14 protein-coding genes, 2 pseudogenes and 1 riboswitch are annotated in these 13268 nt (G+C 73.5%); of the genes and pseudogenes, 10 read left to right on the top strand and 6 right to left on the bottom strand.

The window, feature by feature from the left end:
- The first annotated feature begins 23 nt into the window (after positions 1-23).
- The gene (locus ACNAYW_RS22720) at positions 24-1175 is read left to right on the top strand and encodes a GNAT family N-acetyltransferase (protein ID WP_415851893.1); all 1152 of its coding nucleotides are present in this window, start codon (positions 24-26) and stop codon (positions 1173-1175) included.
- Between the two features lie 105 nt (positions 1176-1280).
- Here ACNAYW_RS22720 and ACNAYW_RS22715 read toward each other — a convergent pair whose 3' ends face one another.
- Positions 1281-1715 carry a MarR family winged helix-turn-helix transcriptional regulator gene (locus ACNAYW_RS22715; RefSeq protein WP_415851892.1) on the bottom strand — a complete coding sequence of 145 codons (435 nt, stop codon included), beginning with the start codon at positions 1713-1715 and terminating at the stop codon, positions 1281-1283.
- A 55-nt stretch (positions 1716-1770) separates the two neighbouring features.
- On the opposite strand from ACNAYW_RS22715, the gene ACNAYW_RS22710 reads away from it, so the two are divergent.
- Entirely contained in the window at positions 1771-2040 is a 270-nt protein-coding gene (locus ACNAYW_RS22710; RefSeq protein ID WP_415851891.1) for a DUF2530 domain-containing protein, read from the top strand.
- Here ACNAYW_RS22710 and ACNAYW_RS22705 read toward each other — a convergent pair.
- The 3 genes from ACNAYW_RS22705 to ACNAYW_RS22695 are packed head-to-tail and all read right to left on the bottom strand — an operon-like array spanning position 1979 to position 5830.
- The gene (locus ACNAYW_RS22705; protein WP_415851890.1) at positions 1979-2575 is read right to left on the bottom strand and encodes a phosphatase PAP2 family protein; all 597 of its coding nucleotides are present in this window, start codon (positions 2573-2575) and stop codon (positions 1979-1981) included. The genes ACNAYW_RS22710 and ACNAYW_RS22705 overlap by 62 nt on opposite strands.
- On the bottom strand, positions 2569-5100 hold the full coding sequence (locus ACNAYW_RS22700) for a sacsin N-terminal ATP-binding-like domain-containing protein (protein WP_415851889.1): 2532 nt from the start codon (positions 5098-5100) through the stop codon (positions 2569-2571). The genes ACNAYW_RS22705 and ACNAYW_RS22700 overlap by 7 nt, the downstream gene beginning before the upstream one ends.
- Before the next feature lies 1 nt (position 5101).
- A complete protein-coding gene (locus tag ACNAYW_RS22695) occupies positions 5102-5830 on the bottom strand; it encodes a DUF3027 domain-containing protein (RefSeq protein ID WP_415851888.1) in 729 nt (242 codons plus the stop codon).
- A gap of 86 nt (positions 5831-5916) precedes the next feature.
- On the opposite strand from ACNAYW_RS22695, the pseudogene ACNAYW_RS22690 reads away from it, so the two are divergent.
- The 3 genes and pseudogenes from ACNAYW_RS22690 to ACNAYW_RS22680 form a co-directional block, all read left to right on the top strand.
- Positions 5917-7297 (top strand): annotated as a pseudogene (locus ACNAYW_RS22690) (MFS transporter); the annotation flags it as partial.
- Position 7298: 1 nt separating this feature from the next.
- Positions 7299-7656 (top strand): annotated as a pseudogene (locus tag ACNAYW_RS22685) (MFS transporter); the annotation flags it as partial.
- Between the two features lie 16 nt (positions 7657-7672).
- Positions 7673-8215 carry a DUF2771 family protein gene (locus ACNAYW_RS22680; RefSeq protein WP_415851887.1) on the top strand — a complete coding sequence of 181 codons (543 nt, stop codon included), beginning with the start codon at positions 7673-7675 and terminating at the stop codon, positions 8213-8215.
- 20 nt (positions 8216-8235) lie between these two features.
- On the opposite strand, the gene ACNAYW_RS22675 is transcribed toward ACNAYW_RS22680, so the two are convergent.
- Complete coding sequence (locus ACNAYW_RS22675) at positions 8236-9627, bottom strand: DHA2 family efflux MFS transporter permease subunit (RefSeq protein ID WP_415851886.1); 1392 nt, start codon at positions 9625-9627, stop codon at positions 8236-8238.
- 35 nt (positions 9628-9662) lie between these two features.
- On the opposite strand from ACNAYW_RS22675, the gene ACNAYW_RS22670 reads away from it, so the two are divergent.
- Positions 9663-10265, top strand: a complete 603-nt coding sequence (locus ACNAYW_RS22670) for a TetR/AcrR family transcriptional regulator (RefSeq protein ID WP_415851885.1) — start codon at positions 9663-9665, stop codon at positions 10263-10265.
- Positions 10266-10284: 19 nt separating this feature from the next.
- On the opposite strand, the gene ACNAYW_RS22665 is transcribed toward ACNAYW_RS22670, so the two are convergent.
- Positions 10285-10704 (bottom strand): cold-shock protein, encoded by a 420-nt coding sequence (locus ACNAYW_RS22665; protein ID WP_415851884.1) that lies wholly within the window; start codon positions 10702-10704, stop codon positions 10285-10287.
- A 79-nt stretch (positions 10705-10783) separates the two neighbouring features.
- On the opposite strand from ACNAYW_RS22665, the gene ACNAYW_RS22660 reads away from it, so the two are divergent.
- The 4 genes from ACNAYW_RS22660 (at position 10784) to ACNAYW_RS22645 (ending at position 13222) form a co-directional block, all read left to right on the top strand.
- On the top strand, positions 10784-11005 hold the full coding sequence (locus tag ACNAYW_RS22660; RefSeq protein ID WP_415851883.1) for a hypothetical protein: 222 nt from the start codon (positions 10784-10786) through the stop codon (positions 11003-11005).
- Positions 11002-11991: a GTP 3',8-cyclase MoaA gene (gene moaA, locus ACNAYW_RS22655; protein ID WP_415851882.1), complete on the top strand. Its 990-nt coding sequence runs from the start codon at positions 11002-11004 to the stop codon at positions 11989-11991. The genes ACNAYW_RS22660 and moaA overlap by 4 nt, the downstream gene beginning before the upstream one ends.
- A gap of 4 nt (positions 11992-11995) precedes the next feature.
- Positions 11996-12235, top strand: coding sequence for a MoaD/ThiS family protein (locus ACNAYW_RS22650; protein WP_415851881.1), 240 nt, complete (start codon positions 11996-11998; stop codon positions 12233-12235).
- Positions 12236-12402: 167 nt separating this feature from the next.
- A riboswitch (cyclic di-AMP (ydaO/yuaA leader) is annotated at positions 12403-12549 on the top strand.
- A gap of 10 nt (positions 12550-12559) precedes the next feature.
- Positions 12560-13222: a transglycosylase family protein gene (locus tag ACNAYW_RS22645; RefSeq protein WP_415851880.1), complete on the top strand. Its 663-nt coding sequence runs from the start codon at positions 12560-12562 to the stop codon at positions 13220-13222.
- Positions 13223-13268 lie beyond the last annotated feature (46 nt).

Below are 13268 nucleotides of genomic sequence, written 5' to 3'. Positions count from 1 at the left end.
CCATCAGCCTAATATCGAACTACGTGATCGAGATCCGTACCGCCACCGAAGCCGACTGGCCCGAGATGTACGCACAGGACGTGCACGCCTTCGGCTCCCCCTTCGAAGCCGAAGCCGCACCGCTCATCCGGCGCACCCTGGACCTGGATCGGTTCGTCGTGGCGCGCGACACCACCGACGGCGCGCTCGTCGGCGTGGCGGGCTCGTTCGCCCTGACCCTGACGGTGCCGGGCGGCGCGCAGCTCGACGCGCCCGGCGTCACCTGGGTGTCGGTCGCGCCCAGCCACCGCCGCCTCGGCGTGCTGCGGAAGATGCTGGACGAGTTGCACTCCCGCTACCGGGCCGCCGGCAACGCCGTCGCGGTCCTCACCGCGAGCGAGGGCACCATCTACGAGCGCTTCGGCTACGGCGTCGCGACCCAGATCGACGAGGTCACCGTCGCCCGCCGCACCGCGCGGCTGCGCGATCCGATCCCCGGCCCGCTGCGCACCCGCATCACCGCGCCGGCGGCCGCGCGCGACGCCGTCGAGGACCTCTACCGCCGATGGCACGCCGCGACACCGGGATCCGCGTCGGCGGAACAGTTCTGGGAGCTCTTCCACGCCGATCCCGAGTGGGCGCGCTGGGGCGGCACGGCCCGCCGCTACCTGCTGCACCCCGACGGCTACGTCACGTACCGGGTGGACGAGAAGGACCGGGCCCAGCTCGACGACGTGAAGACCCTCACCGCCGAGGCCGCCGCCGACCTGTGGCAGACGGTCCTCGGCCTGGACACGTTCGACGAGGTGACTGTCGACCTACCGGCGGACCATCCGCTGCGGGAGATGCTCGTCGACCCGCGATCGGTCGCCGTCACCGGCCGCAAGGATCGCCTGTGGCTGGCCTTCCTCGACGTGCCCGCGGCGCTCGAGGCCCGCACCTACGAGACCGACGGCGATCTCGTCCTCGGCGTCGACGGCGCCGCGTACCGGCTCACCGTCACCGGCGGCGTCGCGCGCTGCCGGGCGACGGACGAGGCACCGTCGGTCGAGCTGACCGGGCCGACGCTCGCCGGGCTGTACCTCGGCGCGGTGGCGCCGGGGACGATGGCGCGGGCCGGCCGGATCCGGGGCGACGCGGGCGCACTGTCCGTATTCCGCACGGAGCGGCAGCCGGAACTCGGGACGACGTTCTGAAAGAACGGTGACCCGTGATTCAAAACCGGATAAGGAACGGCCCTATCGGAAATCACACCGATAGGGCCGTTCGATTAATGATCGAAAAATGCGGAGATATTCCGTTTACTTCTCTTCCGCGGCGATGAGGCCATTGAGAATTCCCACGGCGTCGCCGAGGGTCGCACGCTGCTCCGGCGAGAGCTCGTCGAGCTTGCCCCGCAGCCACGCCTCGCGGGCCGCGGCCTCGCCCGTGATGATCTGCTCGCCCTCGTCGGACAGGCTGACGATCACCTGGCGGCCGTCGGTGGGGTGCGGCGCGCGGCGGACCAGCCCCAGGTCGGCGAGGGAGGCGATGACCCGGGTCATCGACGGCGGCTGAACGCGTTCGCGCGCCGCGAGCTGCCCCGGGGTGAGGGGCCCGTCGTTCGCGAGCGCGTTGAGCGCGGAGAGCTGCGTCAGGGAGACGAGCGAATCGCGACGCCGGCCGCGGAGGTGGCGGGCGAACCGCACGGTGGCGAGGGCAAGATCTCCCGCCAGCCGATCGTCATTGTCAGTCACGGCGTTAGAGTACATCTGGCAAGTGCAATTGCGCGCATGAACCCCGGGAGTAACGATGAACCTTCAAGGGAACGAGCCGGGAAACGCCGTCGCGGCGCCCGAACTCCCCCGCGCCGCGACGGAGCCCCGCCCCGTCGTGATCGCCGGGACCGTGGCGTTCGCGGTGGCCCTCGTCATCACCCTGCTCGCGCGCGAGACCTTCGGCGCCGCGTGGATCGTGTGCGCCTGCGGGGTCGGCGTCGGGGCCTTCGGCGCGACGGTCCTCACCCTGCAGCGGCGGGCGGCCCTGCGCGGCGATCGGGGAGCACAGCGCGGCCTCGTGTGAGCCGCAGCACCAGCAGTCCGGCCGCGACCACGAGCGCCCCGATCGCCCATCCCGCCAGCACGTCGAGCAGCCAGTGCGCCGCCAGGTACACCCGGCTCAGGCCGATCGCGATCGAGCCGGCCAGCGCGGCCGCGAGGGGCCACCGGCGCCCCGTCAGCGCGTAGGCGGTCACGGCGAACGTCCCGAGCACCACCATCGAGTTCAGCGCGTGGCCGGACGGGAAACTCTCGGAGGAGATCACCACGAGCCGCGGCGGGATCGGCGGCCGCTCGCGCCCGAAGAGGCTCTTGAGGACGACCATCGCCCCGAGCCCGAACAGCTGGGTCAGGCCGCAGTACAGCGCCCACTCCCGCTGCTGCCGGCGCAGCAGCAGGTAGAGGAACCCGGCGATGCCGATGGCCCACATCGACGCGGTGTTGCCCACCGTCGTGATCACGCGCATCGCCACGGTCAGCGCGTCACCACGGATCGAGAGCATCCAATCGAGCGCACCCTGATCGACGGGGTTGGGCCATGCGTCGCCGTCGGTCACCACCGGCTCGACTGTACGTGCAGGACGCCGTCGACGACCACGTACGGGACGCGGCGCTCGCCCCCGGCGACCGTCACGACGAGGTCGTCGTGGACGTGCACCTCGACGGCGTCGGGCAGCTCGCCGAGGGCCTGGGCGAGGGTGACGCCGGGGTGCGCGCCGCGCGCGAAGCGTTCGCCGCCGGCGGGGATCGCGACGGTCTCGGCGCCCGCGAGCGGCAGGTCCAGCGTGTCGGCGAGCGCCGCCGCGACGTCCAGCCCGCCGAACACCAGGCCGGACGCCGTGAACCGGGCGTGCGGCACATCGAGGACCGCGGCGTCGTCCGCGTCGAGCACCTCCCCGTCGATGTCCCGCACCCGCGCGGGCAGATCGGGCAGCCGGTGCCCCGCGATCGCCCGGTGCGCCGCGATCACCACCGCGGGCGCGGGCGTCCGGGCGGGGTCGGCGAGGGCGTCGGCCAGCACCTGCGCGTCGGCGGCCGTGCGCACGGCGTGCAGCAGCGCGGCCCGCAGCCGCGGCGCGGCCGGGTGCGTGCACGGGTCGAGCAGGCCGGCGAAGGTCTCGTCGTCCGGCGCCCGCAGCCGCCCCAGGTCGGTGCGGGTGTGCAGCCACCAGGCGGTGTAGCCGTCCGGATCGTCCAGCACGCCGGGCAGGTCCGCGAGCAGCTCGTACGCGGGCTCCCAGTGCTCCACGAGGTCCAGGTCGCGGACCGCGACCAGCTCGTCGGGCTCGGCCGGCAACTGCGCCCACCACTCCTCGGCGCCGTCCAACGTCGCGTCGGGCCCGGTCGGCAGCGGCTCGCGGAGCACGCCGAAGGACCAGCCCACGCCGATCGCGCGCAGTGCCTCGGCGGGGTGCCGCGCCTCGAAGTCCGGGTCGACGGTGCCGTACGGGTGGTCCTCCCCGAGCACCGCGCGCAGCGGCGCGGCCGCGGCCAGGAGCTCGTCCGCGGGGTACAGCGCACCGTCGTCGGCCGGGACGGGAAGCGCGCCGAGCCACGTGGGCCCGACGGTGCCGCCCTCGTCGAGCAGGCCCAGCACGGCCTCGGTGAGCTCGACGTCCTCGTCGCCGGCGCCGGCCTCCCAGTCGATGCGGCCCACCTCCTCGCGCAGCGCGGGATCGCCGAGCAGGTCGGCGGCGCCCAGCGTGCGGGCGCCCGCGCGCTCCAGCAGGGGGTGCGCCGCCGCGGGGTGCACGATGCGCGCCCACGTGACCAGCGCCAGCGCCTCGGCATCGCCCGCGACCAGGGCCGCGCCGCGCGCACCGGTCACCACGCGCCCGTCGGCGAGGGGCACCGGCAGCGCACCCAGGTCGTCGGCCGGGAGCCGTGCGGCGTCGAGCGCGGCGTACAGCTCGCCGTACCAGGCCGGATCCCGATCGCGGGGCACGGCGTCCGCGAGGTCCGCCGCGGTCAGCTCGCGGGCGCCGAGCGCGACCAGGCGCGCCGCGTCCGGCACCGAGGAGTACGCGGGCGGCACGAGCGGAAGCGCTTCGCACAGTAGGTCGTTCAGCTCAACGGTGAGCCCCGGCAGCACCGCGGCGCGGTCCGGGCGCAGCCGCGTACCGTCGGGCCCCGGGACCCAGGCGTGCCCGCGCAGCTCGTCCTCGACGGCCTCGCGCAGCAGGGCGTCGACGGGGCCCGCCGGCGGGCGGCGCGGCGGCAGCAGCGGCAGGGGGTCGGGCTGCGCGGCGACGAAGGCGGCGTAGCCGCGGGCGGCGAGCGCGACGTCGGCGTCGGGATGCAGGCGGCGACGGTCGGGCGTGGTCGGGAGGTCGGCGATGACCCGCACCGGCAGGGTCAGCGGTTCGTCGGTGCGGGTGGGCGCGTGCAGGAACCGCGCGTCCGCGCCGATCACCCAGCGCGCGTGCGGGCCGTGCCCGGTCACGAGATCGGGCGCCGCGCAGCGCTCCTCCGCGACCGTGATCGCCGCCAGCGCCGGCAGGTCGAGCAGCAGGTCCTGCGCCTGCGCGGCGAACTCGGCGACCAGCGCGGGATCGGCGCCGATCAGCACCACCTCCGTCGCGAAGCCCGCCCGCGGCGGCGTCGCCACCGGGTAGGGCAGCCGCATCGCCGCGACCTCGTCCAGCCCGGCGTCGGCGCGGGAGCGCGCCGCGGAGAAGGCGATACCGCCGTCGGCCGAGCGGATCTCGACATGGTCGGTCACCGTCAGGACGGCGGCGAAGCCGACCCCGAACCGGCCGACCGAGCCGACCGCGGCCCCGTCGGACTTGGGCGAGACGCGCAGCGCCGCGAGGGATTCGACCCCCGCCTGCGACAGGGACGCGCCCGTGTTGGCCACGTGCACGCCGTCGGCCTCGGCCCAGACGGCCAGCTCGCCGGGGATCCCCGCCGCGGAGGCGGCGTCGGCGGCGTTCTGCGCCAGCTCGACCGTGACCCGGTCGCGGTAGCCGACGGTGACGAGGTCCCGCTCGGCGGCGAGGTCCTCCGCGGCGCGGGTGGGCGAATCGCGCCACGCGGCGAGGGTCGCGCGCCGCAGCGCGGCCGTACCGAACGGATCGGCGGCCATGTCAGGCCTGCTCGGCGGGGACCTTCTCGACGGCGCCGTCGTCGTAGGGCTCGTACGCGGGGCTCCCCTGGCCCGACGGTGCCGTCACCGAGGAGTGGGCGCCGCAGCCGTAGTGCGCGTGCACGACGTGGCCGTCGGCCGAGTACTCGTTGCCGCAGGCGCCGAAGGCCGCGCCCAGGGCGCCGGCCAGCGGGAGGAAGAAGGCGCAGTCGCCGCAGTGGTAGCGGGTGGAGCGGGCCATCTCGGACTCGGGACCGAAGTCGCCGGCCAGCCAGCGCTCGGCGGCGTCGATCCGGCCGAACCGCGACATCACGCGCTCGAGGTTGAGGCCGATCTCCCCGGCCACGTCGTCGACCGCCGGGTCGCCCGAGAGGGTGTGGCCGGGCTCGATGCGGGCGTCGTTCTCGCGGGGCGGCAGCACGTCACCGGGGGCCAGGTCGCCGGCGCGGATGCGCTCCTCCCACGGCACCCACTCGGGCGCGGTGAGCGAACCGGGGCCGGGCAGCAGCGCGGTCTCGGACACCGTGAGCTCGCCGCCGGGCGTGGCGGCGATCACGGCGCACCACTGCCAGCCGCGGTACGCGGGCAGGTCGGCCTCGAAGTAATGGGCCGCCGCGAACTCGTCCTCGACCACCGTGGCGACGTGCGCGCCCACCCGGGCGCCCTCGTCGGCCTCCAGTACGGCGCGCGCGAGGTCGACCGCGGCACCTGACTGCAATGCGGAACTCACCCGTCCGATTGTGCCGGATGGCGGCCGCGCAGGTGCAGGCGGGCGGCACACGCCCCCGAAGACGGCATCGTCGCGGATGCGGAACAATGGTCGGTGTGAGCGGTCATCCGGGGCAACAGCAGTATCCCCCCGACGAGCCCCGGCGCCGTCCGGGGCCGACGCCGCGTGCCCACAGCGGGCAGTCCGTGCGGCACGGGGCACCGTCGAACGCGGGGCAGCACGACTCCCGCGATCAGGCGACCGAGCGCGGCGCAGCGCGCCCGCAGTACACGTCGAACCACCACCTGCCACCGCTCGAGGACACGCCCACCGCCGCCGACCGCCGCACCGCCGAGGAGGAGCATCGGCGGATGCCGCGCAAGATCACCGTCACCCGGGTGGCGGCCATGCGCAGCCGAGAGATCACCGAGGCGGGGATCGCGAAGTGGCATCAGGCCACCAGGGCCGACGGTGCCGACAAGTCCGGCCTGACCGCGCTCACCTACCCGGTGATCCTCAACAACGCCGTCGACGCCGCGATGATGGTGGCGCTGGCGAACACCCTGTTCTTCGCGGCGGCGCAGGCCGAGTCGAAGTCGAAGGTCGCGCTGTACCTGCTGGTGAACATCGCGCCCTTCGCGATCATCGCGCCGTTCATGGGGCCGCTGCTGGACCGCATCCAGCACGGGCGGCGGGTGGCGCTGGCGGCGTCCTTCGGGATCCGCGTGGCGCTGGCGGTGCTGCTCATCACGAACTGCTCGTACGACTCGATCAACAACACCGTCAACTTCGATCCCTGGGTGCTCTATCCGTGCGCGCTCGCGATGATGGTGATGAGTAAATCCTTCTCGGTGCTCAAATCCGCGGTGGTGCCGCGGGTGCTGCCACCGTCGATCGACCTGGCCCGGGTGAACTCGCGGCTCACCCTGTTCGGCCTGGTCGTGGGCTCGGGCGTGGGCGGCGCGATCGCCACTGGGGCCGAGTTCGGGCTCAGCCGGATGCTGCACATCCCCGGCGGGATGTACGCGCTCATGGTCTTCGCGGTGCTCGGGGCCGTGGCGTGCCTGCGCATCCCGAAGCGGGTCGAGAGCACGGCGGGCGAGGTGCCCACCACCCTGTCGTACACGGGCGCGATGGCCCGCAACGCGGAGTACGCCGCATCGGTGTCGGATTCCGGAGAGCGGGCGGGCTTCGGTGCGGCGTTCAAGAACCTGCGAGCGCCGCTCGGCCGGAGCGTGGTCACCGGGCTGTGGGGCAACACCACCATCCGCGTGCTGACGGGCTTCCTGACCCTGTACATCGCCTTCTACAGCAAGGCCCAGCAGGCGGCGGGCGGCTCCGCCACCGAGTCACTGTTGATGATCGGCGCGGTCGGCGCCGCCGCCGGCATCGGCAACTTCATCGGCAACGGCATCGGCGCCCGGCTGCAGTTGCCGCGGCCCGCGCGGATCGTCGTGCAGGCGACGATCGCGGCCACCGTCGGCGCGANCGTCGCGGCGGTCTTCGGCAATCTCGTGGTGATCGCGGCCGTGACCTTCGTCGCGTCCGGGGTGTCGGCGCTCGGCAAGGTCTCCCTCGACGCGTCCATTCAGGACGACCTGCCCGACGAGTCCCGGGCCTCCGCGTTCGGCCGGTCCGAGACCGCGCTGCAGCTCGGCTGGGTCGGCGGCGCCGCGCTCGGCGTGCTGCTGCCGCCCACGCTGTGGATCGGCTTCGCGACCGTCGCCGCGATCATGGTCGTCGGCACGGTGCAGACGGTGCTGACCTACCGCGGCGGCTCGCTGGTCCCCAACTTCGGCGGCAAGCGCCCGGAACACGTCCCACCCACGATGAACGCGCACTCATGATGAACGGGGTCCTCCGATGATCAAGCCCAGCCCGAAGCTGCTCCTCGCCGGAGCGGTGTTCGCGATCGCGGCGGCGGTGCTGTTCGCCTTCACCGTCGTCGCCGGGCTCGACAAGCGGGACGAGCCCGAGCCCCGGCCGACGCTGCAGGCCACCGTCGGGAAGACGATGCTGAACGTCGCGCCCAACAACTTCTGCACCAACGTGCGCGCGCAGGAGTGCGACCAGCCCCGGAAGCCCGCTCGGCTGAGCGTCGAGCCGGGCCAGGCGATCGTCATCTCCTTGCCCGACTACATCACGTCGCGCCCGTGGTTCCTCACCGTGCAGCGCCTCGACACCCGCACCCGCACGGCGTGGCTCGACCACGTCACCCACACCGAACCCGCCGGGGCGACCCTGGTCCTGAAGTCGACGGACGACGTGCTGGTCACCGCGGTCGAGATCTCGGTGCCGTCGGACGTGTTGGACGCATCCGGCGACATCCCGTCGCAGGCGGTATGGGGTATCGATACCCTCGCCGAAAGCGTCGCCAAGGACTACGCGCTGGTCCAGAAGCCGTGACCGGCGGCGAGTACTGAGCTTCACCCGGTCCGGTCCGCCCGCCCCGGTAGGCGGAGCGCGGGGACGACGCCGAGGGCGGTGACCGCCGCCATCACCCAGAACGCGGGGTGCAACGCGGACTCGGCGGAGCTGTGGGCGAGTCCCGCCTGCAGGACGACGGCCACCGCGGCGACGCCGATCGCGCCGCCGAGCTGCTGCGCGCCCCGGGTGAACATCGAGGCGTGCGGGAACTGGTCGCGCGAGAGCCCGGTGTACGCCGACGACAGGATCGGAACGAGCACCGCGCCGAGGCCCAGCCCGCGCACGAACAGCACGAGCGCGAGGACGACCGGATTCGTCGCGGCCGTGACGAAGGCGAACGGCACCGTCGCGACCGCCATCAGAGCGAGCGCCGAGACGGCCACCGGACGCGGACCGAACCGGTCCACCAGGCCGCCGACGAAGAACCGCGGCGCGAGCGCCCCCACCGCCTGGGGCATCAGGAGCAGTGCCGTCGTGAGCGCCCCGTCGCCGCGGACCGTCTGCCAGTACAGCGGCAACAGGAACATCGTCCCCATGAGCGCGCCACCCACGACGAGTCCCGCCGACGTCGCCGCGGCGACGGTCGGCACGCGCAGCAGTCGCACGCGGACGAGGGCGCGGTCGCCGACCCGCAGCGCATGCACCCCGAACGCCGCGATCAACACCGCCCCGGCCACGACCAGCAGCAGGACGCCCGACGTGCCGCCCCCGGCCAGCTCCGCGAGCCCGTAGAAGGTGAGGACGATCCCGGGCGCCAGCAGCGCCAGGCCGGTGCGGTCCAGCGGGGGCACCGCGTCGCCCCGCACCGGCGCGTCGTCCGGCAGGACCCGGAGCGCCGCCACGACCGCGAGCGCGCACAGCGGGACGTTGATCGCGAACATCCACCGCCAGTCCGCCCAATGCAGGAGGGCGCCGCCCAGGACGGGGCCGATCAGGGGCCCGAGCGCGATGGGCACGCCCAAGGCCGCGGTCACCCGCGCCACCGAGCCCGCCCCGGCCGCACGCACCGCGATGGTCTGCATGTTCGTCATCAGCACGCCGGCCGCGGCGCCCTGCACGGTGCGGAAGACGATGAGGCTCATCGGGCTCCAGCTGAGCGCGCACAGCGCGGAGCCGGCCGCGAAGACGACGAGCGCCGCCAGCCACAGCCGCCGACCGCCGAGACGCGCGTCGAGCCAGCCGCACAGCGGGATCGTGACGACGAGCGCGAGCAGGTACGCCGTGCTCACCCACTGGATGCTCGCGACATCGGTGTGCAGGTCGACGACCAGCGTGTGCACCGCGATGGTCAGCATCGTCGTGTCCAGGATCGGGGCGAACGCGCCGAGGACGAGGGTCGCGATGAGCGCGCGCATCGGTCGTGCCCGCCCCCGCACATTAGATACAGTCATGCATCTAATGTGCGGCATGTTGATAAGATACGCAAGTGGACTCAAATTTGCCCGCACCGCGCACCCGCCGACGCGGCGCGGCGCTCGAGGAGGCGATCCTGGAGGCGGCGTGGGACCAACTCGCCGACGGGGGCTACGGCGACTTCACCCTGGAGGCGGTGGCCGCTCGCGCCGGGACGTCGCGGTCCGTGCTGTACCGCCGCTGGCCCGGTCGGGTCGAACTGCTCCGGGCCGCGCTCGCGCACCGGGGCGGGACGCCGGTGGCGGAACAGCCCGCGACCGGTTCGCTGCGCGGCGACGCGATCGCGCTGCTCACGGCCATGTCGAAGAACCGCGTCGAGCTGATGATCCTGCTGCAGACGCGGCTGGGCGAGTTCTTCGCCGAATCCGGCGACTCCCCCGCGGACCTGCGGGAGCTCCTGGTCGGGCCCCGGGCGGGGTCGATGCACGAGGCCGTCGCCCGGGCCGTCGAGCGCGGCGAGATCGACCCGGCACGGGTCACCGACCGGATCGTGCGACTACCCGCCGATCTGGTGCGCCATCAGATGGCGATGACCCTGCGCCCGGTGCCGGCCGAGGACATCGCCGAGATCGTCGACGACTGCTTCCTCCCCCTGCTGGTCGCGCGCGAGCGCTGACCGAGGGAGGACGGACGCGCTACGCGTCCAGCTCGCGGGCGATCTCGCGGAGCACCTTGGCGATCTGCTCGGAGGCCTTGCGGTCGGGGTAGCGCCCCTTGCGCAGCTCGGGCTGCACGCCCACGTCGAGCAGCTGGATCATGTCCTCGATCAGTACGTTCAGATCCTCGGCGGGCCGACGGTCCGCGGCCGGCCGGCGGCCGCGCTGCGCTCCCGCACCCCGGGAGACCGACGGCACCGGCTCGAGCACGGTCACCGTCAGCGCCTGCGGGCCGCGACGTCCCGCGGCCATGCTGAACTCGACCCGCTGGCCCTGCTTGAGCCCGTCGGTGCCGTCGGGCAGCGCCGACGACCGGACGTAGACGTCCTCCCCGCCCTCCTGGGAGAGGAAGCCGAAGCCCTTGTCCGCGTCGTACCACTTGACCTTGCCGGTAGGCACTGCTCGTCACCCGCTCTGCACTAAGAACAACAAAACGCGCCCCGCGATCGGCGAGACGCACTGGGACTAGTCTAGAGGCATGGGCAAGTTCGTTTCCGGCGCCGTCTCCGTCTCGATCGCACTCTTCGCGATCGGGCTGATCGCGATCGCCGCCCTGTTCCTCACGCCGCTCCTCGCGGGCGGCACCACCGCACCCACCTGGGTGTACGCGCTGACGCCGCTCACGCCCGTCGGCTTCCTCCTGGGTGTGATCGCCGTGATCCTCGGCGGGCGGACCGGAGACGGCGAGCCGCGGCCATGAGGCCGCTGGTCGACCGCTACGGGCGCGTCGCACGCGACCTGCGGGTCTCCCTCACGGACCGGTGCAACCTGCGGTGCACCTACTGCATGCCCGCCGAGGGCCTGCCGTGGCTGGCCAACGAGCACGTGCTGACGGGGCCGGAGATCGACCGGCTCATCACCATCGGCGTCCGCGACCTCGGAATCACGGAGATCCGATTCACGGGCGGCGAGCCGCTGCTGCGCGCGGACCTCGACCGGATCGTCGCGCACGCCGCGGCACTGGAACCGCGGCCCGAGATCTCGCTGACCACCAACGGGCTGTCGCTCGCCCGGCACGCCGCCAAGCTCGCGGGCGCGGGCCTGGACCGGGTGAACGTCTCGCTCGACACCGTCGACCGCGAGGAGTACGCCAAGGTCACCCGTCGCGACCGCCTCGACGACGCCCTGGCCGGCCTGCGCGCCGCCGCCGACGCCGGCCTCACCCCGGTGAAGGTCAACGCCGTCCTCGGCCCCGGGCGGCTCGACGACGCGCGCCCCCTGCTGCGGCTGTGCCTCGACGCGGGGTACGAGCTGCGGATCATCGAGCACATGCCGCTCGACGCCGACCACACGTGGGACCGGAACACCATGATCACGGCCGAGCACATCCTGGCCGAGCTTCGCCGCGAGTTCACCCTCACGCCCGACGGGGAGCCGCGCGGCAGCGCGCCCGCCGAGCGCTTCCTGGTCGACGGTGGCCCGGCGACGGTCGGCGTCATCGCCTCGGTCACGCGGCCCTTCTGCGGCGACTGCGACCGCGTCCGTCTCACGGCCGACGGCCAGATCCGCACGTGCCTGTTCGCGGCCGACGAGACCGACCTCAAGCCGCTGCTGCGCGGCGGCGCGACGGACACGGAGATCGCCGACGCGTGGCTCGCCGCGATGCTCGGCAAGCAGGCCGGCCACGGCATCGACGACCCCTCCTTCCTGCAGCCGGCGCGCCCCATGAGCGCGATCGGGGGCTGACGGAGTGCTGATCCGGTACTTCGCCGCCGCGCGCGCCGCGGCCGGCATCGCGGAGGAGACGGTGCCCGTACCCGACGGCGCCACGGTCGCGGAGGTCGCCCGCCTCCTCGCCGCGCGCCACCCGGACCTGGGCCGCGTACTCACGCGCTGCAGCTTCCTGCTCGACGAGGTGGCGGTGCGCGACGTCGAGGCGCCCGCGACGGGGTCGATGCTCGACGTCCTGCCGCCCTTCGCGGGCGGCTGACCCACCCCCGCCCGCAGAGTGACATCAATCACAGATCGCAAAATCACGGTCCGGTAACGGTTGGGCCACGGGGCGGGGTCTGTTACCGTCGCTGAGGGCCGCAGCAGCAGCCACCCGATCGTTCGCAGCGCAGAGCTTCGTCCAGTGTTCGATCCGGGAAGTGCACCAAAGATCTACACCTGGACGAAGGCGGAGGAACCATCCGCGGCCGCGAGGCCGCAGGGCACACGCCCTAGGGGTCAAGCCGGGCAACCGGCCGAGCAGCCTCTCGCTCGAACCCGACAGCTAACTTCGCACGCGCGTAGAGAGGAAAGACTTCACACGATGACCGGTCGTCACCGCAAGCAGTCCACCACCAGCCTGAGCGCCGCGAAGGTCGCCGCCGCGGGCGCGATGCTCGGTGGCGCGGGTCTCGCGCTCGCCGCCCCCGCCGCGAACGCCGCCCCCGATTCCCAGTGGGACCAGGTCGCCGCGTGCGAGTCCGGCGGCAACTGGGCCATCAACACCGGCAACGGCTACCACGGCGGCCTGCAGTTCAGCCCGTCCACCTGGGCCTCGTACGGCGGCACGCAGTACGCCCCCACCGCCAACCAGGCCAGCCGCGCGCAGCAGATCGCGATCGCCGAGAAGGTCCTCGCCGGCCAGGGCAAGGGCGCATGGCCCTCCTGCGGCACGGGCCTCGGCTCGGCGACCCCGCGCACCGTCTCCCCGACGGACACCGGCGCCACGAAGCCGGTCACCAAGCCTGTCAGCAAGCCCGCTGCCAAGCCGGCCGCGAAGCCCGTCGCCAAGCCGGTGGCCAAGCCGGCCGCGAAGCCCGCCGCGAAGCCGGTCGCCAAGCCCGCTGCGAAGCCCGTCGCGCAGGCCGGCAAGTCGGTCAACTCGGCGTACATCAACCAGGTCATCTCGCAGGCCCAGAGCGGCGGCCAGCAGGTCGATCCCGCCGTGCTCGCCATGCTGCAGCAGGCCGCGGCCAAGGGCTACTGAGCCCACCGCATCACGCACGTCCCGAGAGGGGCCGCCGGCATCACGC

The organism is Tsukamurella ocularis (genome assembly GCF_965138335.1).
Taxonomy (GTDB): Bacteria; Actinomycetota; Actinomycetes; order Mycobacteriales; family Mycobacteriaceae; genus Tsukamurella; species Tsukamurella ocularis_A.
The sequence above is the reverse complement of the archived record's forward strand: the minus strand, read 5'-3'. Positions and strand labels throughout refer to the sequence as shown.

Bases quoted from the DNA above. Each gene is read 5' to 3' on its own strand.
- ACNAYW_RS22710 (WP_415851891.1), top strand. From the start codon at position 1,771: ATGAACCTTCAAGGGAACGAGCCGGGAAACGCCGTCGCGGCGCCCGAA.
- ACNAYW_RS22700 (WP_415851889.1), bottom strand. From the start codon at position 5,100: ATGGCCGCCGATCCGTTCGGTACGGCCGCGCTGCGGCGCGCGACCCTC.
- ACNAYW_RS22680 (WP_415851887.1), top strand. From the start codon at position 7,673: ATGATCAAGCCCAGCCCGAAGCTGCTCCTCGCCGGAGCGGTGTTCGCG.
- ACNAYW_RS22675 (WP_415851886.1), bottom strand. From the start codon at position 9,627: ATGACTGTATCTAATGTGCGGGGGCGGGCACGACCGATGCGCGCGCTC.
- ACNAYW_RS22660 (WP_415851883.1), top strand. From the start codon at position 10,784: ATGGGCAAGTTCGTTTCCGGCGCCGTCTCCGTCTCGATCGCACTCTTC.
- moaA (WP_415851882.1), top strand. From the start codon at position 11,002: ATGAGGCCGCTGGTCGACCGCTACGGGCGCGTCGCACGCGACCTGCGG.
- ACNAYW_RS22645 (WP_415851880.1), top strand. From the start codon at position 12,560: ATGACCGGTCGTCACCGCAAGCAGTCCACCACCAGCCTGAGCGCCGCG.